At 67.6% G+C, this 24985-nt stretch carries 26 protein-coding genes; 18 read left to right on the plus strand and 8 right to left on the minus strand.

All coding sequences use genetic code 11. The features are described from left to right. The first annotated feature begins 4 nt into the window (after nt 1-4). From ABQE93_RS02390 to ABQE93_RS02405, 4 genes are all read left to right on the plus strand, one after another. Entirely contained in the window at nt 5-1168 is a 1164-nt protein-coding gene (locus ABQE93_RS02390) for an NDMA-dependent alcohol dehydrogenase (RefSeq protein ID WP_448405663.1), read from the plus strand. 157 nt (nt 1169-1325) lie between these two features. After that, a complete protein-coding gene (locus tag ABQE93_RS02395) occupies nt 1326-2915 on the plus strand; it encodes a PP2C family protein-serine/threonine phosphatase (protein WP_448405664.1) in 1590 nt (529 codons plus the stop codon). Beyond that, a complete protein-coding gene (locus ABQE93_RS02400; protein WP_448405665.1) occupies nt 2912-3973 on the plus strand; it encodes a cobalamin B12-binding domain-containing protein in 1062 nt (353 codons plus the stop codon). Before ABQE93_RS02395 ends, ABQE93_RS02400 begins: the two co-directional genes overlap by 4 nt. Further along, nucleotides 3970-4326, plus strand: coding sequence for an STAS domain-containing protein (locus tag ABQE93_RS02405; protein WP_448405666.1), 357 nt, complete (start codon nt 3970-3972; stop codon nt 4324-4326). The genes ABQE93_RS02400 and ABQE93_RS02405 overlap by 4 nt, the downstream gene beginning before the upstream one ends. Nucleotides 4327-4329: 3 nt before the next feature. Here ABQE93_RS02405 and ABQE93_RS02410 read toward each other — a convergent pair whose 3' ends face one another. Beyond that, a complete protein-coding gene (locus ABQE93_RS02410) occupies nt 4330-4959 on the minus strand; it encodes a DUF3159 domain-containing protein (protein ID WP_448405667.1) in 630 nt (209 codons plus the stop codon). A 52-nt stretch (nt 4960-5011) separates the two neighbouring features. Between ABQE93_RS02410 and ABQE93_RS02415 the strand changes: the two genes are divergently transcribed. Continuing rightward, nucleotides 5012-5938, plus strand: a complete 927-nt coding sequence (locus ABQE93_RS02415; protein WP_448405668.1) for a carbon-nitrogen hydrolase family protein — start codon at nt 5012-5014, stop codon at nt 5936-5938. Between the two features lie 32 nt (nt 5939-5970). Next, the gene (locus ABQE93_RS02420) at nt 5971-6750 is read left to right on the plus strand and encodes an SDR family NAD(P)-dependent oxidoreductase (RefSeq protein WP_448405669.1); all 780 of its coding nucleotides are present in this window, start codon (nt 5971-5973) and stop codon (nt 6748-6750) included. Here the strand turns inward: ABQE93_RS02420 and arsB are convergent. Together arsB and ABQE93_RS02430 are read right to left on the minus strand one after the other, a co-directional pair. Further along, nucleotides 6722-8215 carry an ACR3 family arsenite efflux transporter gene (gene arsB / locus ABQE93_RS02425; RefSeq protein WP_448405670.1) on the minus strand — a complete coding sequence of 498 codons (1494 nt, stop codon included), beginning with the start codon at nt 8213-8215 and terminating at the stop codon, nt 6722-6724. The two genes, ABQE93_RS02420 and arsB, sit on opposite strands and share 29 nt — an antisense overlap. After that, on the minus strand, nt 8212-8574 hold the full coding sequence (locus ABQE93_RS02430; protein WP_448405671.1) for an ArsR/SmtB family transcription factor: 363 nt from the start codon (nt 8572-8574) through the stop codon (nt 8212-8214). The genes arsB and ABQE93_RS02430 overlap by 4 nt, the downstream gene beginning before the upstream one ends. Nucleotides 8575-8676: 102 nt before the next feature. Here ABQE93_RS02430 and ABQE93_RS02435 point away from each other — a divergent pair, with 102 nt between their 5' ends. Both ABQE93_RS02435 and ABQE93_RS02440 read left to right on the plus strand, forming a co-directional pair. Continuing rightward, the gene (locus tag ABQE93_RS02435) at nt 8677-9684 is read left to right on the plus strand and encodes a CobW family GTP-binding protein (protein WP_448405672.1); all 1008 of its coding nucleotides are present in this window, start codon (nt 8677-8679) and stop codon (nt 9682-9684) included. A gap of 64 nt (nt 9685-9748) precedes the next feature. Continuing rightward, complete coding sequence (locus tag ABQE93_RS02440; protein ID WP_448406497.1) at nt 9749-11110, plus strand: HNH endonuclease signature motif containing protein; 1362 nt, start codon at nt 9749-9751, stop codon at nt 11108-11110. A gap of 53 nt (nt 11111-11163) precedes the next feature. Here ABQE93_RS02440 and ABQE93_RS02445 read toward each other — a convergent pair whose 3' ends face one another. Then, a complete protein-coding gene (locus ABQE93_RS02445; protein ID WP_448405673.1) occupies nt 11164-11808 on the minus strand; it encodes a dihydrofolate reductase family protein in 645 nt (214 codons plus the stop codon). Between the two features lie 198 nt (nt 11809-12006). On the opposite strand from ABQE93_RS02445, the gene ABQE93_RS02450 reads away from it, so the two are divergent. After that, nucleotides 12007-12807 (plus strand): SDR family oxidoreductase, encoded by an 801-nt coding sequence (locus ABQE93_RS02450; RefSeq protein WP_448405674.1) that lies wholly within the window; start codon nt 12007-12009, stop codon nt 12805-12807. 64 nt (nt 12808-12871) lie between these two features. Here ABQE93_RS02450 and ABQE93_RS02455 read toward each other — a convergent pair whose 3' ends face one another. After that, nucleotides 12872-14329 carry a cytochrome P450 gene (locus ABQE93_RS02455; protein WP_448405675.1) on the minus strand — a complete coding sequence of 486 codons (1458 nt, stop codon included), beginning with the start codon at nt 14327-14329 and terminating at the stop codon, nt 12872-12874. Between the two features lie 106 nt (nt 14330-14435). Here ABQE93_RS02455 and ABQE93_RS02460 point away from each other — a divergent pair, with 106 nt between their 5' ends. From ABQE93_RS02460 to ABQE93_RS02495, 8 genes are all read left to right on the plus strand, one after another. Then, nucleotides 14436-15098 carry a TetR/AcrR family transcriptional regulator gene (locus ABQE93_RS02460; protein WP_448405676.1) on the plus strand — a complete coding sequence of 221 codons (663 nt, stop codon included), beginning with the start codon at nt 14436-14438 and terminating at the stop codon, nt 15096-15098. A 17-nt stretch (nt 15099-15115) separates the two neighbouring features. Next, nucleotides 15116-16024, plus strand: coding sequence for an ABC transporter substrate-binding protein (locus ABQE93_RS02465; protein WP_448405677.1), 909 nt, complete (start codon nt 15116-15118; stop codon nt 16022-16024). Nucleotides 16025-16036: 12 nt separating this feature from the next. Then, a complete protein-coding gene (locus ABQE93_RS02470) occupies nt 16037-16738 on the plus strand; it encodes a queuosine precursor transporter (protein WP_448405678.1) in 702 nt (233 codons plus the stop codon). 75 nt (nt 16739-16813) lie between these two features. Further along, nucleotides 16814-17482, plus strand: a complete 669-nt coding sequence (locus ABQE93_RS02475; RefSeq protein WP_448405679.1) for a 5-oxoprolinase subunit B family protein — start codon at nt 16814-16816, stop codon at nt 17480-17482. 8 nt (nt 17483-17490) lie between these two features. Then, the gene (locus ABQE93_RS02480; RefSeq protein WP_448405680.1) at nt 17491-18381 is read left to right on the plus strand and encodes a 5-oxoprolinase/urea amidolyase family protein; all 891 of its coding nucleotides are present in this window, start codon (nt 17491-17493) and stop codon (nt 18379-18381) included. Between the two features lie 100 nt (nt 18382-18481). Continuing rightward, entirely contained in the window at nt 18482-19036 is a 555-nt protein-coding gene (locus ABQE93_RS02485) for a GNAT family N-acetyltransferase (RefSeq protein ID WP_448392696.1), read from the plus strand. A gap of 78 nt (nt 19037-19114) precedes the next feature. After that, nucleotides 19115-20263, plus strand: a complete 1149-nt coding sequence (locus ABQE93_RS02490) for a uroporphyrinogen-III synthase (RefSeq protein WP_448405681.1) — start codon at nt 19115-19117, stop codon at nt 20261-20263. Continuing rightward, nucleotides 20260-20937: a sirohydrochlorin chelatase gene (locus tag ABQE93_RS02495; protein ID WP_448406498.1), complete on the plus strand. Its 678-nt coding sequence runs from the start codon at nt 20260-20262 to the stop codon at nt 20935-20937. The genes ABQE93_RS02490 and ABQE93_RS02495 overlap by 4 nt, the downstream gene beginning before the upstream one ends. Here the strand turns inward: ABQE93_RS02495 and nirD are convergent. After that, complete coding sequence (gene nirD / locus ABQE93_RS02500; protein ID WP_448405682.1) at nt 20934-21365, minus strand: nitrite reductase small subunit NirD; 432 nt, start codon at nt 21363-21365, stop codon at nt 20934-20936. The two genes, ABQE93_RS02495 and nirD, sit on opposite strands and share 4 nt — an antisense overlap. After that, nucleotides 21362-23914 (minus strand): nitrite reductase large subunit NirB, encoded by a 2553-nt coding sequence (gene nirB / locus ABQE93_RS02505; RefSeq protein WP_448405683.1) that lies wholly within the window; start codon nt 23912-23914, stop codon nt 21362-21364. The genes nirD and nirB overlap by 4 nt, the downstream gene beginning before the upstream one ends. Nucleotides 23915-24125: 211 nt before the next feature. Between nirB and ABQE93_RS02510 the strand changes: the two genes are divergently transcribed. Then, entirely contained in the window at nt 24126-24560 is a 435-nt protein-coding gene (locus ABQE93_RS02510) for an Hsp20/alpha crystallin family protein (RefSeq protein WP_448405684.1), read from the plus strand. A gap of 29 nt (nt 24561-24589) precedes the next feature. Here ABQE93_RS02510 and ABQE93_RS02515 read toward each other — a convergent pair whose 3' ends face one another. Then, complete coding sequence (locus tag ABQE93_RS02515) at nt 24590-24979, minus strand: hypothetical protein (RefSeq protein ID WP_448405685.1); 390 nt, start codon at nt 24977-24979, stop codon at nt 24590-24592. Nucleotides 24980-24985 lie beyond the last annotated feature (6 nt).

The raw sequence follows: 24985 nt of genomic DNA on the forward strand, positions 1-24985 counted from the left end.
GTAGATGAAATCCAGAGCGGCCGTGCTGCGCGGGGTAGGCGTCGACTGGGAGGTCACCGACGTCGAACTGGACCCACCGCACGCCGGTGAGGTGCTCGTCAAGATGGCCTACGCCGGCATCTGCCACTCCGACGAGCACTTCTACACCGGCGACAGCGTGCCAAGCCCGGAGATGGAAGAGATGATGCGGGCCTCCGGCGTGCCCGTGCCGGAGTGGTTTCCGATGCTCGGCGGCCACGAAGGCTCCGGAGTCGTCGAAGAAGTGGGCCCGGAAGTCAAGAACCTCAAACCCGGTGACCACGTCGCGATTTCGTTTCTGCCCGCGTGCGGCAACTGCCGGTGGTGCGCCACCGGACATACCTATCTCTGTGACGTCGGCGCCGACCTCTACAGCAAGAACATGACCACCGACGGCACCTGTCGGCGCCGGGTCGGCGACGAAAACCTGATGGCGATGATGCAGGTCGGCACCTTCTCCGAGTACGTCGTCGCCTCCGAGCGATCGCTGGTCAAGATCAACGACGGGATCCCGCTGGAAGCGGCCTCCCTCGTATCCTGCGGGGTCACAACCGGATTCGGCTCCGGCTCGGTGGCGGCGGGCACACAGGTCGGCGACACCGTCGTGGTCGTCGGCGTCGGCGGAATCGGGATGAACGCGGTCCAGGGCGCGAAAGCGGCCGGCGCCAAACACATCGTCGCCGTCGACCCGAACGAGTTCAAGCGCGAGATCGCTCCCAGTTTCGGCGCGACACACACCGCCGTCGACGCCGGCGCCGCACTAGAACTCGTCAAGGAGATCACCTGGGGCGTGATGGCCGACCGCGTCGTGCTGACGCCGGGCGTGGTGCCCGTCGACCTCGTGATGACGGCGATGATGCTGTTACGCAAGGGCGGCACCTGCGTGCTCACCGGCATGGCGAAGGTCAGCGACCTGATGGTCCCGATGAGCCTGCCCGACATGGTGTCGTCGTGTAAGACGCTCAAGGGCGTGCTCTACGGCGAAATGAACCCCCGCGAAGCGATGCCCCGGCTGCTTTCGATGTACGAAGCCGGCACCCTCAAACTCGACGAACTCGTCACGCAGAAATACAAGCTCGACGACATCAACGAGGCGATGCGCGATCTGCGCGCAGGTCAGAACATCCGCGGGGTCATCAGCTTTCCATGAGGTCGTTCGGCGCACCGGGGTAGAGTCGAACCCATTAGGGGCTGAGCCCAACGCCTCGCAGCGAATATCGACGTCTGCCGAGGTGTGATGTTTTTGAGTGCGGAGCCGACCGTTGAGCAGTGACCGATGCGTGAAGAGCGAATCGGATGCTGTCGACGTGTCCACCTGGCGATCCGTTCCGCACCCCGCGGTGGTGGTCGACCGCTCCGGCGTCATCCGGGCAGTGAGTGCCTCCGCCCGAACGGTGCTGCCCGACGCCGAAGTCGGCGCCCAGTTGGCGGACGCCGCGCCGGCATGGCTGGTGCACGGACACCAGCGGCGGGCTTCGGTGGCGACCGGCACCGTCAACGGCCGGGAGTTCAAAGCAACGCCAACCGAACTTTCGGGCGACGAGATTGCGTGGTGGCTGGTCGAAGACACCGACCGTTCACTGCAGCGTGCACGAGAGGCGTTGGCCCTCGAGCGTGAGCGCGCGGCATTCCTCGACGACGCGTCGGCCGTGCTGATGGCCTCACTGAACGTCGACCGGTGCATGGCGACCACAGTGCAGATGGGGGCCCGGCACCTGGCGGATGCGGCGGTCGTCGTCGCCGCAAGCGGAGACGACCAAATATCGATCGTCTGTAGCGGCCCCGACGGTGCCGCCGAACATCGCAGCGTCGAAGCCGACCCCGCCGAGGTGCCAGGGCTCGGCGAAGCGCTTCGCGGTTTTCCGCCCATGCCCGCGCGCTGGATCGACCCCGCGTCGATGCCGGACTGGTTGACCCCACCGCACTTCGACACGGCGGCGGGGTCGGTGCTCATCACCCCCCTACCCGGCCACGGCGTACCCGCAGGTGCGTTGGTGCTGCTACGCCGCGACGCCCAGTCGCCGTTCACCGAAAGCGAGGAAACGTTCGCCCGGTTGTTCGCGGTCCGCGCGGGCGCGGCGCTGTCCGCGGCCCGGCTCTATGCCGAGCAGTCGGCGATCACCCGCACGCTGATGCGCGAACTGCTGCCTCCGCAGCTGCAACGACGCGATGATTTCGAGCTTGCCGGCGGGTACCGCGCGTCCGCGGACCATGACTTGGTCGGCGGCGACTTCTACGACGTGCACCCCGCGACGGAACCCGACGCCGAAACCCTGGTGGTGCTCGGGGATGTCTGTGGAAAAGGTCTCGAGGCGGCGGTGCTCAGCGGCAAGATCAGGAACACGCTGCAGGCGCTGGCCCCCCTTGCCAAAGACCACGAAAAGGTGCTCGAGCTGCTGAACCGCGCGCTGCTGTCACCCGACAACAGCCGGTTCGCCACCATGGTGCTGGCCTCGATCGCCCGCCGCGACGGTCAATTGACACTGCGGCTGACCTGCGCCGGACACCCCGCCCCATTGATCGTGCGCAACACCGGGACGGTGGAGCAAGCCGACACCCGCGGCATGTTGGTCGGTGCCCTGCCGCAGTTCAAAGCGCGGTCGACGGAGGTCGTGCTCGCACCGGGCGAAACGTGCCTGCTCTACACCGACGGCCTCTCCGAAGCCCGCGGAGGCCCGCTGGGTCAGGAGTTCTTCGGCGACGAGCGGCTGATCGATGCGCTGGGGCAGTGCGCCGGCCTACCCGCTGAAGCGGTCGTCGAGCGGATGATGATGCTTGCCTCGCAGTGGGTAACCGACCGCGTACACGACGACATGGCCGTCGTCGCCATCACGGCTCCGCGCCGCACACATCTCAGCGCGGTCGACGGAAGCACTGCAGGCAGGTACATCGCGTGAGCAGCCAGGACACCGCCGAGGTGCGAGCCCGGTTGTGGGATGTCCTCCTCGAAGGCGACGAGTACGCGGCGGTCGCCGTCGTGTGCGGGGCAGTGGACGCCGGCGTCGCACCCGAGGACGCGCTGTTGGAGGTGATCGCGCCCGTCCAGCGCAAGGTCGGCGACGAATGGGCCGCCAACCGCATCACGGTCGCTCAGGAACACGCCGCGACCGCGATTAACGACCGGGTGGTCGCGGCGCTGTCGCAGCATCCCGCCGCCGCGCCTCCCGCTCGCGCCGGCCGCGTCACCGTCGCATGCGTCGACGGCGAGTGGCACGCTCTTCCCGCCCGTCTGCTCGGCGAGGTGCTGCGGTTGCGTGGCTGGCAGGTGGACTTCCTCGGCGCCCAGGTACCGACTCCGCACCTGATCGCGCACCTGCACCAGCACGCACCCGATGCCGTCGCGCTGTCATGTTCCATCCCGACCCGCCTGCCTGCCGCGCACGCGGCGATCGCCGCCTGCCAGTCGGCGGGTGTCTCGGTGCTCGTGGGTGGTGCCGCCTTCGGGGTCGACGGTCGCTACGCGCGCCTGCTCGGCGCCGATGCCTGGGCGCCCGACGCCCGCGCCGCCGCGCAGTGGCTCAGCGAAGGCCTGACCCGGCTTCGCCTCACCGCGAACCGCCACGCTCCCGGGGACCTGCCGCATCTGGCCGACCAGGAGTACTCGATGGTCACCAGCACCAAGGCGCAACTCGTCAAGCGGACCCTTGCCGACCTGCAGGAGCGTTTCCCTGCGATGCGCGATTACAGCGAGGCGCAACGCGAGCACACCGCCCAGGACGTCGCCCATATCGTCGACTTCCTTGCGACCGCTTTGTACGTCGACGACGACGATTTGTTCACGGGTTTCATGGTGTGGACCGCCGAGGTGCTCTACGCCCGCGGCGTGCCGACGATTTCGCTGACGCTGACGCTGGAACTGTTGTCGGCCCAACTTCAAGACTTTCCGCGAACCCAGCGCCTGCTGACCGCCGCGCGCACCGCCCTGTCCGCCGACCAACCCACGACCGTTTCATGAAACTCACCGTGACCCAAGACCTTTCGACTCGGTCGGCGCGTATCGATATCACCGGTGACCTCGACTACGGTCACACCGGCCGACTGCTGAACACGGTGTCGGAGTTGCTTTCCGCAGAAACCAGCTGGCAAGAACTGCACCTGAACTTCGCTGAGTTGACGTTCATCGACTCCACCGGGTTGTCGGCCTTGTTCCAGGTCCATCGGAAAGCCTCAGCCGTTGGGGCGCGGTTGTTCCTCGACGACCGCCCTGCACACCTGGACCGCATTCTGGACATCACCGGCGTGCTCGAGCACCTCACGTCCGGTCCGGCCGTCGCCGCCGAAAACCCGGACGAAACCGAGATCGGTTGAGTCTCAAGCGGTGCGCGGCACCGTGCGCAGAGCGGTCCGCACGGCCAGAAAGATCACCGATGAGGTGACGACGAACACCGGCCAACCCATCGCGATGCGCGCCACCGCGAGAAGCCCGTCCTGATCGGTGTCGTACAGATAGAACTGCACCAGGAACCGCGACCAGGACGCCGTGGCCATCACCGCGGTGGCGATATCGAAAGCCAAGCGCACCCGCGGAATTCGGCGCCAACTGCCGTCGCGGCCGGTGATGCGTGCCCACACGACACCCACCAGTGGTCGCCGGATCACCAGCGACGTGGTGAACAAGACGGCCAATGCGAAGTACATCCAGATGCCGGGCAGATAGAAGTCCTTTGCCTGGCCAGTGACGAACGCGTACGCAGCACACACCGCCACCCCCGCGAACCCCAGCAACGCGGGCCGAATGGACTCGCGCCTGCGCAACTGCCAGCCGAGGACGGCCGTCGCGGCCACGATGGCGGCAGCCACCGCCCACCTCAAGTCCGCCAGCGCCGACGTCGCGCCGAACGCCGCGACCGGCAACGCCGTGGACACCAGACCGCGCACACCGCCGGCACGCAGGAGCAGGCGCTCGATCGGTGGCCGGGGGTCGCCCGGCGGCTGGGACATGGTCGCCACACTAGCGGGCAGCGCCCGTCGCGCCTCGTAGTAGCGTTGAACCGTGGTGTTGGCAGCAGCGATTCAGCTCCAGGCGGTTGTGGGCGACGTGAGCGCCAACCTCGCCGCCTGCGAACGCCTCGCCGACGAAGCCGGTCGCGCCGGCGCAGACGTCATCGCGCTGCCCGAGTTCTTCACCACCGGTATCGGGTTCGTCGACGCGCTGAAAGACGCCGCCCTGCCGCCGGACGGGAAGGCGACCGAACTGCTCATCGCCCTTGCCCGACGGCACCGCGCGCTGGTCGGCGGTTCGTTTCTGTGCCGGGACGCCGACGGGCACGTACGCAACGCCTATTTCGCTGCGGACGCCAGCGGTGTGGTGGGCCGCCACGACAAGGACCTGCCCACGATGTGGGAGAACGCCTTCTATGTCGGCGGCGACGACGACGGCGTGTTCAGGGCCAGGGACTACGACATCGGCGCGGCGGTGTGCTGGGAGCTGATGCGCACCGGCACGGTCAAGCGGTTGCGGTCGCGCGTCGATCTGGTGATGACCGGATCCGGCTGGTGGTCGATTCCGCCGTGGCCACCCCGGGCCGTCTTCGATCGCTGGGAACGCAGCAACGCGGCCACGGCACGACTCGCGGCGGCCTCCTTCGCCAAGTACGTCGGCGCACCGGTCGTACACGCCGCCCACGCCGGTGAGGTGACATGCCCGATGCCGTGGTTGCCGATGAGCTACCGGGGGCGTTTCGAGGGGGCGACGCTGATCACCGATGCGCTCGGCAACGTCGTCGCGCAACGCCGCGCCGAGGAGGGCGAGGGCCTTGTCCTCGGAGAGATCGAAATCGGCCGTCGCGCACCGCTACTCGATGTGCCCGACGGATTCTGGTTGCACCCCAGGGGTCCGCTGCCAAGCGTGGTCTGGAACTATCAGCGCTGGCACGGCCGTCGTTGGTACCGCCGTAACGTGATGCGCAGCGCAAGTTGACATCCCCCACTTCATGATCAACTCTGCAGGGTGTGACGTTGCAAATCGATCTGAGCGGCCGCCGTGTCCTGATCACCGGCGCGGGGCAAGGTGTGGGTCGCGGGTTGGCGCACGCGTTCACCAAGGCCGGTGCCGAGGTGCTCGTCAACGACCTGCGTCCGGCCCGCGCCGACGCGGTGGTCGACGAGTTACGTGAGGGCGGCGGCCGCGCCGCACCAGTGCCTTTTGACGTGACGGACTACGATGACGTCGCCAACGCGGTTGCCGCACAAGGCGATGTCGACATCCTGGTCAACAACGCGGGCAATGCGGGCGCCGAGGGATTCGCCGGCCGCGGTCCGTTCGCCGAGTCCGAGCCCGCGGAGTGGGAGGCATACCTGCGGGTGAACCTGTACGGGGTATTGCACTGCACCCGCGCGGTGCTGCCGGCGATGGTCACCAACAACTGGGGGCGGGTCATCACGATCGTCTCGGACGCGGGCCGCACGGGCGACGCCAACGGCGCGGCCTACGCGGCGTCGAAGGCCGGGGCCGCCGGGTTCATCCGGTCCATCGCCGTCGAAAACGGGCGCTACGGCATCACGGCCAACAACATCGCGCTCGGTACGATGCGCACCCCGCTGACCGAGCCGTTGTGGGCCGAACACGCGGATTCCCCACAGGCCAAAGCGATTCTGCAGAACTATGCGATCCGACGACCCGGCGATCCCGATGACCTGGCAGCGCTGACGGTCCTGCTCGCCAGTGACCACGGGTCGTGGATCACCGGCCAGACGATCCCGGTCAACGGCGGGTTCTCGTTCGCGATGTGAGCTGCGGCGTCAGGCTGTCGAGCAGGCCGCGGACCCGATGTTCGATGTCGTCGCGGATCGCACGGACGGCCTCGACGGACTGGCCGGCAGGGTCGGGCAAATCCCAGTTCTCGTAACGCTTCCCGGGGAAGTACGGGCACGTGTCTCCACAACCCATCGTGACGACAACGTCGGCGGCCCGCACGGTGTCGTCGGTCCACGGTTTCGGGTATTCAGGGGTGATGTCGATGCCGACCTCCGCCATCGCCTGCACCGCTGACGGGTTGATCTGATCCGCCGGTTCCGAGCCACCCGACCACGCCACGGCACGCCCGCCGGCGAGGTGGTTGAAGTATCCCAGCGCCATCTGCGAGCGCCCGGCGTTGTGCGTGCACAAGAACAGCACGGTGGGCCGGACGTCGGCGATCAACCGGCGTCGCAGCGCCAGCGACACATACACCAGCGCGACCAACACCGGAACCTCGATCAACGGGCCCACCACGCCGGCCAGCGCCTGCCCGGAGGTGGCGCCGAACGTGGCGATGGCCACTGCGATCGCCAACTCGAAGTTGTTGCCCGCGGCGGTGAACGCCAGCGCGGTGGTACGCGCATAGCCGAGCCGCAGCGCCGCGCCGAGCAGATACCCGCCGCACCACATGATCGCAAAGTAGGCCAGCAGCGGTAACGCGATGCGTGCCACGTCGAGCGGACGGCTCGTGATTTGATCCCCCTGTAACGCAAAGAGAATCACGATCGTGAACAGCAGCCCGTACAGCGCCCACGGCCCGATCTTCGGCAGGAACCGGGTTTCGTACCAGTCGCGGCCCTTGACACGCTCGCCCACGCGGCGCGATAGGTAGCCGGCCAGCAGCGGGATTCCGAGGAAGATCAGCACCGACTTGGCGATCTGCCACGGCGAGGCGGAGATGGTCGTCTGCGCCAACCCGAGCCAGCCCGGCAGCACCGACAGGTAGAACCAGCCCAGCACCGCGAACATGACGACCTGGAAGACCGAGTTCAGCGCGACGAGCACCGCCGCAGCTTCGCGGTCACCGCACGCCAGATCGTTCCAGATGATCACCATCGCAATGCATCTCGCCAACCCGACGATGATCACGCCGGTGCGGTATTCCGGAAGGTCCGGCAGCAGAAGCCATGCCAGTGCGAACATCAGCGCGGGCCCGAGCACCCAGTTGAGAAGCAGAGAACTCGTCAGAAGCCGGCGGTCACCGGTCACGGTGTCGAGGCGGTCGTAACGCACTTTCGCCAGCACCGGGTACATCATGACCAACAGACCCGCCGCGATCGGCAGTGAAATGCCGTCCACCTGACCGGCTTCCAGCACGGTGTTGACCTCTGGCACCCAGCGTCCGAGGAGCAGGCCCGCCGCCATCGCGACGCCGATCCACACCGGCAGGAACCGGTCCAGCGTGGACAGTTTCCCGACGACCGGTGCCGTCGGCGCGGTCGAGGCCGTGGTGCTCATGCGTCGACGGCGGTGGTGAGGTCGAGGAGCGCGGAAAGGCTGCGCAGGGCTTCGGGGACCACGGCGTAGTACACCCACGACGAGCGCCGCTGCGAGGTCAGCAGGCCGGCGTCGCGCAGCACTTTGAGGTGGTGCGACACCGTCGACTGGGAGACGTCGATATCGGTCGTGATGTCGCATACGCATGCCTCGGCGCCGGCGTGGCTGGCGATCGCGCTGAACAGCCGCAACCGCGTCGGATCTGCCAGCGCCTTGAGCTTGACCGCCATTTGCGTGGCTTCCGCCGCCGACAGGGGTTCGCGCAGCAGAGGTGGGCCATCACAGCGACTGTCGTCGGCGAAGCCGCGTGAATTCGACATTCGTCGATATTGACAGGTATCGAATCAGCGCGTCAACTGAATGCCCGATGAACGATGCCCACACCGCCCCCTACACTGACGTCGGCCGAAGGAGGGAACGCGGTGGGAGCGATACCTGTCATCGCGCTGACCGGCTATCTCGGCGCAGGCAAAACAACGCTGCTCAACCATGTCCTTCGCACCCCGGGCGCACGAATCGGCGTGGTCATCAACGACTTTGGTGAGCTCAACGTCGACGCCGCGCTGGTGACCGGGCAGGTCGACGAGCCCGAGTCGATCGCGGGAGGCTGCATCTGCTGTCTACCCGATGACGGTGGGCTCGACGAGGCGCTGGCCAAGCTTGCCGACCCCCGCCTCGGTCTCGACGCGATCATCGTCGAGGCCAGCGGCCTGGCCGACCCGGTGGCGATTGCCCGGATCATCCGGTTCAGCGGAGTCGAGCGCATCCGACCGGGCGGCATCGTCGACGTCGTCGACGTCACCGCGCACTTCGACACCGTCGACGACGGCCAGACCCCGCCTGCGCGATACGGTGCGGCGTCTCTGGTCGTGGTCAACAAGCTCGACCAGATCCCGCCGGAGCGCCGCGACGACGTCCTCGGCCGGATCGAACGACGTGTGCGCGAACGCAATCCGGAGGTGCACCTCGTCGGCGCGGTCGCCGGGCAGGTCGACCCCGCGTTGTTGTACGACGTCGCCGACGCCGACGAAGGCGCCGGGCAACTGTCCTTTCGCGAACTGCTGGTCGCCGATGCGCACCACCACGTTTCAGCCGAGTCCGTCACCGCGACCAGCGAGGGCGGCCTCGACCCGGGCCCGCTCATCGACCTGCTCGAGAAACCGCCTGCCGGTGTATACCGGCTCAAGGGCGTGGTCAGCGTGCACGCCGGCGCGCGGGAACGCAGCTACGCCGTCAACGTGGTCGGCACGTCGGTACACATCGCGACCGCGCCCAAGTCGACACGGACCAACAGCCTGGTCGCCATCGGCACCGGGTTCGATATCGACGACGTCCGCGCACGCATGGACGCCGCATTGCAACCGCACGATGGCCCGGTGCCCGCTGCCGGACTTCGGCGCCTACAGCGATACCGCCGGCTGAGCATCTGACCGAGCTTTTTGTCGGACCCCTCGTCTAACGTTTTCGAACGTAGGTTCGATATCGGAGGTGGCGATGCTCGGCGGGGACGAGGTGGCGGCGCGGTTGTCACGCCTGCATGCCGCGGTCACCGAGTTGGCCGAACTGCCTTTTGATGACCTGGCCCCCGAAGTGCTCGACTCAGTGTTGTGTGAGGTGGAAGCGGCCCAGCGCAAGCTGCGCACCGTGGGCTACGACGCTGTCAACGGCTTGCGCGCCCAGTGGCCGACGCGGGTGAGCCGGTTGCGCACGCACCTGGCCAACCTGCTGCACTTGTCGGCCACCGACGCCGGGGCGCGCATCGCGGTGGCCGCCGATCTGCACGCGACCGAGGCCACCCTGCCCGAGACCGCCGCCGCGGCCCGCCACGCCCTGATCAGCGACGACCACGTCAAGATCATCCGCGACACCATCGCCAAACTGCCGGACAACGCCTCCGACGCCGACCGGGCCCGTTTCGATCTGGAGTTGACCGGGGTGGCCGTCGCCGAGCGCCCCGAGATCCTGCGCCGCGACGCTGCGCTGCTGCTCGCCGACTACGACGCGACCCATAACGACCCAGTCAGCAGAGAACAGAGCCGCAAAGCCCGCAGCGAGTTCGTCATGGGCCCCCAGGACGCCGACGGGATGACCCGGGGCCGGTTCTACTTTGACCCCGAAGCCCGCGCCTACGTGGAGATCTTGCTTGCCAAGCTCGCGCGCCCCGGCATGTGCAACCCCGCGGACCCGTCACCAGCCGTCGATGGTGAGCCCGACCCGGTCGCCGCAGCCACCGACACCCGCACCACCGGCCAACGCAACCACGACGCCATCAAAGCCGGGCTGCGTGCCCTGCTGGCCTCGGGAGAACTCGGCCAACACCGCGGCCTGCCCGTCACCGCCATCGTCACCATGACCCTGCAGCAGTTGGAAGCCGCAGCCGGGGTGGCGATGACCGGCGGCGGCTCCACTGTGCCCATGGAAGTGGCGCTGCGCATGGCGGCTCACGCCCATCACTACCTCTATATCTACGACCAGAACTGCGGGCGCCCACTGTTTTTGGGCCGATCCAAACGCCTGGCCTCCGCCGATCAGCGCATCGTGTTGCACGCCACGGACGCCGGTTGCACGATGCCCGGCTGCGACCAGCCCGGCTACCACGCCGACGTCCATCACGTCATCGAATGGACCGCCCAAGGCACCACCGACATCGACCGCCTCACCATGGTGTGCGGCACCGACCACGCCAACACCGGCCCCACCGACGAACAGTGGCAAGCCCGCCGCCGCTACGACGAACAAACCCTCGGCCAAACACTGTGGTATCCACCAAAATCCGTCGACCCCAGCCGGCAGCCTCGGGCCAACCGATACCACCGAAGACCCCAACCACCACCGGACAAACCGGATGCCGCGTAATCCCCGCGGCGGTGCCCGACGCCGCGATGGCCGCGGCGCTATACGCGGCTGCCTCAGCGCCAGAACAGGTGGTGCACTGTGCCGCTCGGGCTGGGCACGACCTCGTGGTGGAATCGGTCAGACAACTCCTCGGGTGATTCCCAGAGCCGCGAGCCAGCACCCAGTTCCACCTGTGACGACACCGCGACGTGGAGGGTGTCGACCAGGTCGGCGTCGAGGAACTGGCGGATGACCGTCGCTCCGCCGCCGAGCCGGACGTCCTTGCCTTGGGCAGCCTCGCGTGCCCGCTCGAGGACGGTGGCCGGGTCGGCGTTGACGAAGTGGAATGTGGTGTCCGACAGGGTGAACGACGGGCGCTCGTAGTGCGTCATCACGAACACCGGGGTGTGAAACGGCGGCTCGTCGCCCCACCAGCCCTGCCATTCGTGGTCGCGCCATGGGCCGCGCTGTGGTCCGAACTTGTTTCGGCCCATGATCTCGGCTCCGATGTTGTGGGCGAAGTCGCGGGTGAAGTAGTCGTCGAGACCGCGACTCCCACCCGGATCAGTGCGGTTCGGCCAACTCGCCGTCGCTCCGGCCCACGCGAACATGTCGCCGGGGTCGGCGTGACCGAACGGACGCTCGAAACTCTGGTTCTCACCGGCGCCGAAACCGTCGCGCGAGACGTTGAAGTTCTGGACTCTGAGCAGTTGGCCCACGGGCTCCTCCTGGTTGGTAACCGATTCACTGGTTGGACTCCCCGGACGCGCACAACTCACCGCCAGTGCGGTCTGGTTCACCGGTCCCACGCCTCGAGCGCTCCGGCTCGCCAACCTGTTCGCCACCGCGTCGACCTCGCGGGTACTTGATGGCGCTGAACTGACACAATCATGCCTCGAAAGGGGTATGCCTCGTCCATGACCACATCCACCAAGTCCGTGTTCATCACCGGAGCCGCCGCGGGCATCGGCCGCGCGACCGCGCTCACCTTCGCCCGGAAGGGCTTCACCGTCGGCGCCTACGACATCGACGAGGTCGGGCTCAAAACCCTCGCCGACGAGATCGAACAACTCGGCGCGAAGGCGGTCGTCGGGCACCTAGACGTCACCGACGCCGACGAAATGACACAGCGAGTGAACGAATTCGCCGAGACCACCGGCGGTCGCCTCGACGTGATGATCAACAACGCCGGCATCCTGTTGGCGGGCCGATTCGAAGACCGCGACGTACGCCAGCACCACAAGGAAATCGACATCAACGCCAAAGGCGTCATCAACGGCCTGCACGCGGCCTTCCCCTACCTGCGCGACACCCCCAACTCCGTGGTCGTCAACCTGTCCTCCGCGTCGGCGATCTACGGGCAGGCCGAACTCGCCAATTACAGCGCGACCAAGTTCTTCGTCCGCGGCATCACCGAAGCGCTCGACATCGAATGGCACGGTTACGGCATCCGCGTCATCGCCATCTGGCCGCTGTACGTACAGACCGCGATGACCGACGACATCAAGACAGGCACCACGGACTCACTGGGGATCCGGTTGACCGCCCAGGACGTCGCCGACGCCATCGACAAGGCGATCGAACCGTCCGCCCTGCGCCGCGCCCTCAATCAGGTGCACTTCCCCGTCGGCGCGCAGACCAAGGCGCTCACCGTCGGTTCGCGCTTCTCCCCGGCGTGGCTGACGCGGTTGATCAACAAACGGTTGGCCCACCAGTGACGTTTCGGATGACCGTCGAAGACGTGGTCGTCATCCGCACCCGTGGCGTGGTCGCGACCGGCTTTCAGAGCTTTTCGAGTTCGATCGGCAGGTCGTCGGCGGGCATGGGTCCGGTGCCCCAGGTGAGCGGGACACGGTAGCCGTCCGGGACGCTCCACCGGAACCGGCGCAACAGCTTGTGCATGACCGTCTTGACCGTCATATCGGCGAACTGCTGACCGATGCATTTGTGGGCGCCGCCGCCGAAGGGCGCGAAGGCGTACCGGTGCACCGCCGCACGGTTGGCCGCGTCGGTGAACCGCGACGGGTCGAAGGTGTCGGGGTCGGGCCACCAGTCGGCCAACCTCATCGACGCGTGCACGCTGATCGCAATCTGGCTGTGCCGTGGAATGAAGTGCCCACATATCTCGGTATCGCGGATCGCCTGGCGGAACAGGGATCCCGCTGGGGCATACATGCGCAGTGCTTCCTTGAACCCGCAGTCCAGTAGCGGGTAAGCCTCGAGGTCCGCGAGGGTGGGGATGTCGACCGGCTGACCGACAGCCTCTTCGCGAAGCAGGTTCTGCCAGTGTTGGTTTCGGCCCAGCTCGTAAACCAGCATCGACAACGAGATGGCCGTCGTATCGTGAGCGGCCATCAACAGGAAGATCATGTGGTTGACGATGTCGGCGTCTGAGAAGCGTTGGCCGTCATCTGACTCGCTGCGGCACAGCATCGAGAACAGGTCGGTGCCGCCGCCTTGGCGGCGCTCGGCGATCTGCGCACCGAAGTAGCGCTCCAGGCGTTCTCGCGCCCGCAGCCCACGCGCCCACGTCCCACCCGGCACGTCCGCGCGCACGATCGCCTGACCGCCGTGCACGGTGTGGTGGAAGTCCTCGATGAGTTGATCGGACTCCGCGCCGAGTTTCGTTCCGACGAACACCTCGGCGGCCTGTTGCAGCAGCAGTTGCTTGATCGACGGATACATCGGGAACTTCGACGACGGGCGCCATGCCGGAAGCGCGCGGTCCACGCCGTCGGCGGTGCTGGCCAGATAGGTGTTGAGGGCGGTGCGGGTGAAGGCCTGCTGCATGATGCGGCGATGGTCGAGGTGTTCTTCGAAGTCCAACAGCATGAGGCCGCGGTGAAAGAACGGGCCGATCACCGGTTGCCAACCCCGGGTGCTCGACAGCGCCTTGTCCCGGTTGACCCACGCCGCCTCGAGCGCTTCGGGCCCCAGCAGCGCGACGACGCGAAACCCCACCCCGCCGGGCCATGACACCGGACCGTATTTGGCGTACCGGCGCCGCGCGAACTCCAACGGGTCCACGAGGGTGGCCAGGACGTGGCCGAGGTACGGGGCACCGTAGTTGCCCATCACCGGCGCGAGCCCCGATCCGGGCGGCGGCGTCGCCAGCGGACGGTCGGGGCTGGGCCACCGGTCTGCCAGCGTCGCACCGGTTCCCTGGAGCCAGCCTTGAAGTTGCTGTCGCGCCTCGGTCAGCGAGGTCGGCGGCGCGACCGCGTCCACGAGGTTGATCATCGGCCGATCCCTTCGTCGACTATCTGGTACGTAACCGTGCCAGTTTCGCTTAAGCGTTGTCAACGGTGCGGTTCCCGTGTCGGCCCACGAGTGCGACGATCGAGCCATGGCCTCGTCACCGCGCAGCTACGGCGGAGTTTCCGGCGCGGAACGCCAGCGGCAACGACGGTCGCGGCTGCTCGACGCCGCGCTGGACGTCATGGGTCGCGACGAGTGGCGCGACGTCACCGTCGAGCGACTGTGCACCGACGCCGGACTGAACAAGCGCTACTTCTACGAGAGCTTCACCGAGGTCGACGCCGTGGCAGGCGCGGTGATCGACGACATCGCCACGGCGGTACGGGACGCCACGCTGAAGGCATTCCTCGACAACCACGCGGAAAGCCTTGAGCGACAGGCTTTCGCGGTTGTCGAGGCGCTGGTGCACAACCTTGTCGACGATCCGCGCCGCGCCCGGGTGCTGTTGGGCGACGTGGCCGCGACGCGCACCCTGCGCGAGCACCGTGCAACGGTGATGCACAGCCTCACCGCGGTATTGATCGACCATGCGCGCACCGTGCACGGTGTCGAGCTCAAACACGACCCGCTCGCGCGGCTCGCACCGGCGTTCGTGGTCGGCGGCACCGCCGACGCGATCCTGGCGTACGTCAACGGCACCGTGGCGATCACCGCCGACGAACTCGTCGCCGAACTCACCTCGCTGTGGCTGATCACAGGTGACGGCGCAGCCGCCGTCGCGCGAGCGCGCCTGCGCGACGATCGCGGATGAGGCGATACTCTCGCCGGGTGCCTGCTGCGTTGTCCCGGCGGAGTTTCCTGGCGCTGACGGCCGGGGCGGTCGCGCTGGCCGCGGCGTGCGGATCGGAGAAACCCGGCACCGTCGCCGACGACGGCTCGGTGACCGTCAAGCACGTGTTCGGCGAGACCAGAATCCCCGCGCCACCCACACGCGTCGTCAGCGCCGGCCTCACCGGACAGGACCACCTGTTGGCTCTCGGCGTCGTGCCGATCGCAGTGACCGACTGGTTCGGCGGTGAACCGTATGCCGTATGGCCCTGGGCGCAGCCAAGACTCGGCGGCGCGCAGCCGGTGGTGCTCAACCTCGCCGACGGCATCCAGGTCGCCCAGATCGCGTCGTTGAACCCCGACCTGATCGTCGCGGCCAACGCCGGCCTGGACGCCGACACCTACGCGCGGCTGTCCGAGATCGCGCCGACCGTCGCGCAAAGCGGCGAAGACGCGTTCTTCGAGCCGTGGAAGGACCAGGCCACCACCATCGGTCAGGCGGTGTACAAACACGACGAGATGCAGGCGCTGATCGCCGGTATCGACGAACGGTTCACCGCGATCGGCGCCGACAATCCACAGTTCACCGGTAAGAAGGCCGTGCTGTTGCACGGCCACCTCGACGAGGGCCGGCCGCAACCGTTGACGCCGCCATGGCGCACCGAATTCCTCGCCCAGATGGGGTTCGTCCCGTCCGACGACCCTGACGCGGCCGACGTGCTGATCTGGTGCACCGAAAGCGACGAGCAACAGGCGGCACTGCTGGCCGACCCCGGAATCGCCGACCACGGGCGTCGCAATGTGTTCACCGGCAAGGAACTCGCAGGCGCGATCGCGTTCGCGTCGCCGTTGTCCTATCCGGTGGTGGCCGACCAGCTGCCACCTCGTCTGATGCAGGCGCTGGCCTGACAAGATAACCGGGTGACCGGCACCGGCGAACTCGAGCACCGCGGCTTCGCGAAAACGGGCTCCGCCTACTATCCGACGCTCGTCGCGGTGTTCACCGGGCTGGTACTGATCTCCAACGTCGCGGCCACCAAGGGCATCGAGTTCGGGCCGATCATCGGTGAATGGTCGCTGATCACCGACGGCGGGTTCGTCGTCTTTCCGCTGACCTACGTGATCGGCGATGTGCTGTCGGAGGTGTACGGGTTCGCGGCCACCCGACGGGCCATCTATATCGCGTTCGTGATGGAGGCGATCGCCGCCTTCACGTTCTGGCTCACCGCCTACCTGCCCGCCGCAGACTTCTACCCGAACCAGGCCGCGTTCGAGGCGGTCGTCAAACCATTCACCCAACTGGTCATCGCTGGGCTGGCCGGCTTCATCGTCGGCCAGACCCTCAACGCGTGGGTGGTCGTGCGGATCAAGACCCGCTTCGGTGAGAAGCATCTGTGGGCTCGCCTGATCGGATCGACCATCGTCGGGGAGTTTGCCGACACCTTGGTGTTCTGCAGCATCGCCGCGGCAGCGATCGGAATCAACACCTGGGACGACTTCGCCACTTATGTGGCGTTGGGCTGGGTGTACAAGACCGCCGTCGAAGTGCTGGTGTTGCCCGTGACGTATCGGGTGATCGGATTCATCAAGCGCCGCGAGCCGACGTATCAGCCCGCCGTTTGAGGCTTCGGTAAGGCTCCTCTGGCAAGGCTCATAGAGCGCGAGCATTCGTTGCTACTCGCGGGTAGGTTCGGGTGCATGAGCATGACAGCCGACATGATGGGAGCCGGCGTTCTCGGCACCGTTCATGACTACGGTGACCAAGCGCTGCTGCTCGAGTTCGACCGCACCACTGACGTCTTGGCGTGGACCGAGGCGATCCGGCGGGCCGATCTGCTCGGTGTGCTCGACATCGTTCCGGCGTCGCGCACCGTGTTGATCAAACTGACAGGCCCCCGCTATCAGGCACCGACCCGTCAGCGCCTGGCCAAGATTCAAGTCACCCCCGACGTCGTGGCGGACCTGACCCAGCCGACCACCGTCGGCGCCGACGTCGAGATCGAGGTCATCTACGACGGGCCCGACCTCGACGAGGTGGCCCGGCTGACCGGGCTGGCCACCGACCAGATCGTCGCCGCGCACACCGCGACCCCGTGGTGCGTCGGATTCGGTGGTTTCGCACCGGGTTTCGCGTACCTCGTGGGTGGCGATCCGCGGCTGGAGGTGCCTCGGCGCGCGGAACCGCGCACCAAGGTGCCCGTCGGCGCAGTGGGTCTGGCCGGTGAGTTCAGCGGCATCTACCCCCGCGAATCGCCCGGCGGCTGGCAATTGATCGGCCGGACCGGGGCGGTGCTCTGGGACGTCGACAGGGAGAAGCCGGCGCTGCTCACGCCGGGCATGACAGTGCGATTCCGGGCGGTCGGCTAGGAGGAGCCATGGCGACACTGGAGATCCTGCGACCAGGACCCCTGGCGTTGATCGAAGACCTGGGCCGGCCCGGTCTTGCGCACATGGGGGTGGGCCGCTCCGGCGCCGCCGACCGGCGCTCGCACATGCTGGCCAACCGACTGGTCGCCAACCCCGACGACCGCGCCACCATCGAGGTGACGTTCGGCGGCTTTTCGGCACGGGTGCGCGACGCAAGCAGGGAGGGCATCGCGATCGCGGTCACCGGCGCCGACACCGATCCCGCCGTGAACGGGGTTCCGTTCGGCACCAACAGCGTTCACTATGCCCGCGACGGTGAGGTCATCTCGTTGGGGGCGCCCCGTTCGGGCCTGCGCACGTATCTGGCGGTGCGCGGTGGCATCGACGTGAAACCGGTGCTCGGCTCGCGGTCCTACGACGTGATGTCGGCGATCGGGCCGCTGCCGCTCAAAGCCGGTGACGTCGTACCGATCGGTGCGCAGTCCGAGGAGTTTCCCGAACTCGACCAGGCGCCGGTGGCTGCCATCGAGGACGACGTACTGGAGTTGACGGTCGTGCCCGGCCCGCGCGACGACTGGTTCGTCGACCCCGACGTGCTGATGAGAACCAACTGGCTCGTCACCAACAAGAGCGACCGGGTCGGCACCCGGCTGGTCGGTATGCCGCTGGAATACCGTCAGCCCGGCGTGCAGTTGCCCAGCGACGGTGCGAACCGCGGCGCAATCCAGGTGCCGCCCAACGGATTTCCGGTGATCCTGGGGCCCGATCACCCGGTCACCGGCGGATACCCGGTGATCGGGGTGCTGACCGACGAGGATATCGACAAGATGGCCCAGATCCGCCCCGGGCAGACGGTGCGGATGCGGTGGTCGCGTCCGCGGCAGCCGTTCGCCGCCTGATCTCGCGGCCACGGTCACCTGCTCGCCGGAGTCGACGCAAAATGTCGGCCGATCCTGGTAGAACGGCAGTGTGCACCCACAGGTCTTCACCCCTCCTCACGTGCGCGGCGTTCACAGCGCACGCCTGATCCACACCGCCGACCTCGACCCGGAGACCCGCGAGGATGCGCGCCGGATGGTCATGGAGGCCTTCGGCGGTGAGTTCACCGACGCAGACTGGGAGCACACCCTCGGCGGCATGCATGCCGTGATCTCCGATCACGGTGCCGTCATCGCGCACGGGGCGGTGGTTCAGCGCAGCCTTCTGTACCGCGACACCGCGCTGCGGTGCGGCTATGTCGAGGGCGTCGCGGTACGCGAGGACTGGCGCGGCCAAGGACTGGCCCAGGCCGTGATGGACGCTCTGGAACAGGTGCTTCGCGGCGCCTATCAACTCGGCGCGCTGAGCGTCACCGAGGAAGGCCGGCGCATCTACATGGCGCGGGGGTGGGTGCCATGGCAGGGGCCGACGTCGGTGCTGGCGCCCGACGGCGTGACCCGCACCCCCGACGACGACCACGCGTTGTTCGTGCTGCCGACCGGCTTACCGAAGAGCCTAGAACTCGATCCGACGGCCGAGATCACCTGTGATTGGCGCGACGGCGACGTCTGGTGAGCGGCGTCACCCGCGGTCGATACGTCGGGGCAATGATCAATTAATCGCTCGGAAACATGAACTGAATACACAGTTCCCATGAGCGAGCCCGACTGGGCACCCCTCACCGGTTTCCGGGTGGCGGTGACCTCCGCCCGGCGCGCCGACGAACTGGTGGCGCTCCTGCAGCGCCGCGGTGCGGCGGTGACCAGTGCTGCGGCGATCACCATGGTTCCGCTGCCCGACGACGACGCACTGCGTGCGAACACCGAGGCGCTGATCGCCACGCCGCCCGACATCGTGATCGCCACGACGGGCATCGGGCTGCGCGGCTGGATCGAGGCGGCCGACGGCTGGGGGCTGGCCGGGGACCTGACCGCCGCGCTGGCCGAGGCGCGCGTCGTATCACGCGGTCCGAAGGCCACCGGCGCGTTGCGTGCCGCCGGCCTGAAAGAGGAGTGGTCGCCGGAGTCGGAGTCGTCGCGCGAGCTGCTGCACTATCTGGTCGAAGGCGGTATCGCCGATCAGCGCATCGCCGTCCAATTGCACGGCGCCACCGAGCAGTGGGATCCGTTCCCCGAGTTCGTCGACGAATTGCGGGCCGCGGGGGCCGACGTCGTACCGATCCGGGTGTACCGGTGGCTGCCTGCGCCGCGCAACGGCGACTTCGACCAACTCGTCGCGGGAATCGCCGAGGAGAAGTTCGACGCGGTGACGTTCACGTCGGCGCCTGCCGTCGCGGCGCTGCTGCTGCGGGCCGCCGACATGGGCCTCGAGGACCCGGTGCTGGCGGCGCTGCGCGGTGACGTGCATGCAATGTGCGTCGGACCCGTGACGGCCCGGCCTCTGGTGCGCCTCGGGGTGCCGACGTCGGCGCCCGAACGAATGCGCCTGGGCGCGTTGGCACGTCACATCACCGACGAACTGCCGATGTTGTGCACCCGAACGGTGCGGGTGGCCGGTCATCTGCTGGAGATCCGCGGTACCTGCGTGCTGGTCGACGGTGAGGTCAAGGCGGTGTCGCCTGCGGGGATGGCGATCGTGCGTGCGCTCGCGCACCGGCCGGGCACGGTGGTGTCGCGCCACGACCTGCTGCGGGTGCTGCCCGGCAGCGGCACCGACACCCACGCGGTGGAGACCGCGGTGCTTCGACTGCGAACTGCCCTGGGGGACAAGAACATCGTGTCGACGGTGGTCAAACGCGGCTATCGGCTGACGGTCGACGACGACGCGGATACCGGATGGTGAACGCGGTGCTGGTGGCGCACGGCACCCGCAAGGCGCGTGGCGTCACGCTGGTCGAGCAGTTGGCGCAGCGGGTCTCCGTGACGTTGGGTTCGCGGGTACACGTGGCGTTCGTCGACGTGGTCGCTCCGACACCGGACGAGGTGCTGCGCGGGTTGGCTGGACCGACCGTCGTGGTGCCCGCGTTCCTCGCGCGCGGCTATCACGTCAACGCCGACATCCCCGCGCAGGTGGCTGCCAGCGGGCACGCCGACGTCACGGTCACCGACGCGTTGGGGCCCAGCCCCCAGCTGGCGCGGGTGCTTGCCGACCGTCTCGTCGAATCCGGCTGGCGTCCCGCGGATTCGGTGGTGCTGGCGGCGGCCGGGACATCGGATCCGCGCGCGCAGTCGGATCTGCGCAAGATGGCCACCTGGGCATCGGCGATGACGAGTTCGCGGGTGGAGTTGGCCTTCGCCGCGGGAGAGCCCCGGGTGGCCGATGCGGTCGACGCGCTGCGCCGGCGCGGCGCCCAGCGGGTGGTTGTGGCGTCGTACCTGTTGTCCGACGGGCTGTTTCAGGACCGGCTACGGTGCAGCGGTGCAGATGCGGTCACGGCACCGCTGGGCACCCATGACGGGTTGGTGCGCTTGATCGCGCGCCGGTTCCGGTACGGGCGACTGCGGACGGCGGCCTAACCGCCTTCTGATGGCGCCGAGGCCGACGAAATGGTGGATTCTTCTCGCACTTTCCCGCCCGTTTGTCCCATTGGGCCGATCTCGCCAAGGCCCACCTCGACGTGGCCGTTGGTTACGCGGGTCGGATAGACCGGCAGCGCGACATCCGGGTCGTCAAGGCAGACCCCGTCGTCGAGCGCGAACGCCTGCTTCTTGATCGGCGACTGCACGATCCAGCGGCCGTCGCGGTCGCCGACGATGCCGCGCGACATCACCGCCGCGCCGCAGAACGGGTCGATGTTGCCGACCGCGCGCAGCGAGCCGTCATCGAGCCGGAACAGCGCGGCCTGCGAACCATCCTGCAACAGGACACCGACACCGCGGTTCGGGATCAGAAAGTCATAGCGGCATGCGGCGGTCCACACCTGGACCTCGTTGAGCAGTGTCATGTTTGGGGCACCTTCGGCATTCCGATCGGGACCTTGCGGCCCTGTCTTTCGACGAACTCCACTGTCGGGTCGGCCTTCTCGGGCGCGTTGACGAACGACACGAACCGCGACAGCTTGTCGGGGTCTTCCAGCACGCCCTTCCATTCGCAGGCGTAGCCCTCGACGTGGCGGGCGATGGCGTCCTCGAACTCGGCGGCCAGGCCGAGCGAGTCGTTGCAGACCACGTCGCGCAGGTGGTCGAGCCCGCCTTCGAGTGCTTCCAGCCAGGTCGCCGTGCGCTGCAGCCGGTCGGCCGTGCGGATGTAGAACATCAGAAACCGGTCGATGTAGCGCACCAGGATGTCGTCGTCGAGGTCGGCCGCCAGCAGCTGCGCGTGCCGCGGCGACATGCCGCCGTTGCCGCCGACGTAGAGGTTCCACCCTTTTTCGGTCGCGATGACGCCGACGTCCTTGCTCTGGGCTTCCGCGCATTCCCGCGCGCACCCCGACACGCCCATCTTGATCTTGTGCGGTGCGCGCAGCCCGCGGTAGCGCAGCTCCAGGTCGATCGCCATCTGCACCGAATCCTGTTGCCCGTAGCGGCACCAGTCGCTGCCCACGCAGCTCTTCACCGTGCGCAGCGCCTTGCCGTAGGCATGTCCGGACTCCATGCCGCCCGCAACCAGACGCCGCCAGATCTCGGGCAGCTGATCCACCCGCGCACCGAACAGATCGATCCGCTGACCCCCGGTGATCTTGGTGTAGAGGTCGAAATCCCTTGCGATCTCCCCGATCAGGATCAGCTGTTCGGGGGTGATGTCCCCGCCGGGCACCCGGGGCACCACCGAATAGCTGCCGTTGCGCTGGATGTTGGCCAGGAAGTGGTCGTTGGAGTCCTGCAGCGACGCCTGTTCGCCGTCGAGGATGTGCTCTGAGCTCGTCGACGCCAGGATCGACGCAACGGCGGGTTTACAGATGTCGCAACCCTTTCCGGTGCCGAACCGCTCGATCAGCGCGGAGAACGTGCGGATGGAGGTGGCCGTGACGATCTCGAACAGTTCGGCGCGCGACTGGGTGAAGTGCTCGCACAGGGCCTTGGTCTGTTCGATGCCCTCGGCTTCCAGCAGTTGTTTGAGCAGCGGGACGCACGAACCGCAGGACGTGCCCGCCAGCGTGCACTTCTTCAGGGCGGGCACGTCACAGCAGCCGTCGGCGATCGCGTCGGTGAGATCACCTTTCGTGACGTTGTTACACGAACAGATCTGCGCGGCGGCCGGCAGCGCGCCGACACCCAAACCCGCGCCGGCACCGTCACTTCCGGCCGGTGAGATCAGCGCCAGCGCATCGCCGGGCAGGGCCTCGCCGACCATCGGCCGCAGGACTCCGTAGGCCGAGGCGTCGCCGACGAGGATGCCGCCCAGCAGGGTCTTGGCGTCGTCGGACAGCACGAGCTTGGCGTAGGTCTGGTTGACCGCATCGTTGACGGCCACCTCCAGACAGTTCGGCGTAGCGCCCAGCGCGTCGCCGAAGCTGGCGACGTCGACGCCGAGCAGTTTGAGCTTGGTCGACATGTCGGCCTCGCCGAACTCCGCGGACCCGCCGAGCAGGCGGTCGGCGACCACCTCCGCGCTGGTGTACCCCGGCCCGACCAACCCGTAGCAGCGACCGTCGATGGCGGCCACCTCACCGATCGCGAAAATTTCGGGATCCGTTGTGACACAACTCAGATCGGTCAGCACACCGCCACGGTCGGCGATGTCCAAGCCGGCGTCGCGGGCCAGTTCGTCGCGGGGACGGATACCCGCGGCGAACACCACAAGCCCCGCGTCGATGTAGGTGCCATCGCTCAAACTCACCCGCAGCGAGTCGTCGTCCGCGGAGCGCCGCACGGGCCGGTTGCGTTGGGCAGGGCGGATCGACTCGGTCCCGACGCCGGTGTGCACCGAGATGCCCAGCTCGGTGATCATCCGGCTCAGCAGCGCACCGCCGGCCTCGTCGAGCTGCTGGGCCATCAGGCGCGGCGCCATCTCGACGATGTGGGCGCGCAGGCCGAACGTGCGCAGCGCGTTGGCGGCCTCCAGCCCGAGCAGTCCCCCGCCGATCACCACGCCCACCGGGGCGCGACTCTGCTCTACGGCACGTGCGGCGTCGCCGCGGATCGCGTCGAGGTCGTCGAGGGTGCGGTAGACGTGGCAGGCCGGCAGGTCGTGGCCCGGGACCGGAGGAACAAAGGCATAGGAGCCGGTCGCCAGGACCAACGCGTCGTAGTCGAACCGGTCGCCGTCGGCGGTCGACACGGTCTTTGCGGCGCGGTCGATCCGGGTGACGCGGCTACCCAGGCGCAGGTCGACGAGGTCGTCGTCGGCGTAGCCGTTGCCGGGTAGCCCGAGCAGTCCGCGGTCCCAGTGCTCGGTGTAGCCGGTGAGCCCGACGCGGTCGTAGGCGGCGTCGGCCTCCTCGCCCAGCACGGTCACGCGCCAGGAGCCGGCCCCGTCGCGCGAGCGCAGCGCCTCGACGAACCGGTGACCGACCATCCCATGGCCGACGACCACGACGTTTCTAGGTGCCATGGCGCAGACGTTAGGCAGCCGATATTGCCGCAATGTCGCCTCGTGTGAAGCGCCCATCACGGTGTGCTCACGCCTTTGCGGGCGGACCTGTGAGCAGTTTCGTTTCCAGCGAACAACGCTGATGGAATATGAGCGCGATCGACTCAAGTTCTATTGGGTAGATGCTGGCCAGAGCGCCGGCCTACCGAGTCAGAGAGGAATGAGGCAACAGATGAATACTTTGGCATTACGCACCCGACCCACCTGGGACATCGAACGTTGGGTACGCGACTTCTTCAGCCCTGCCACGGCCGACGATTGGTTCGCCGGGGCGTTCACCCCCGCCGCCGAGATCGTTCGGGACGGCGATGACGCGGTGGTCCGTGTCGAACTGCCGGGCGTCGACGTCGAGAAGGACATCAACGTCGAGGTGGAGCGCGGTCACCTGGTGATTCACGGTGAGCGGCGTGACGAACGCGCCGAGGACACGGACGGTCGAGCCCTACGCGAGGTGCGCTACGGATCGTTCCGCCGGTCGTTCAAGCTACCGACCCACGTCACCGAGGACGCCGTCTCCGCGTCGTATGACAAGGGCGTGCTGAACGTCCGTGTGGCAGGTGCCCACAGCGACGCGCACACCAAGCGCATCGCGATCGAAAGCAAGTAACCCTTACCGGTAACGGGATCCGGTGGAGCTCAGGCTCCACCGGATTCGTCGTCTGTGGAGGTGGTCGTCCTCGTTCTGGTGGTCGTTCTGGTCGTGGTTGTCGTCGTCGTGGTCGTGGTCGTCGTGGTCGTCGTGGTCGTCGTGGTGGTGGGAGCCGGCAGGCCCGGGTTGTCTTCACTGGTCTGCACACTGGGCCGCGAGTAGCTGGTCGTGGACGTCGGCGATGTCGTATAGGTCGACACCGGCGTCGACGGCGCAGGCGGTGGGATGGTCTCGGGCGTTTTCGCCGCGTCCGACGTCCGCATCACCGCGTAAGCGAGCACGGCCAGCAGGATCAACGCGGCCGCGCCGGCAGCCAGCACGACCGGTTGCTGGTCGTGCCAGGCCGGCTCCTCCTCGTTTTCCGGGTTTTCTGGCACGGCCGT

The organism is Mycolicibacterium sp. XJ662 (assembly GCF_053484035.1).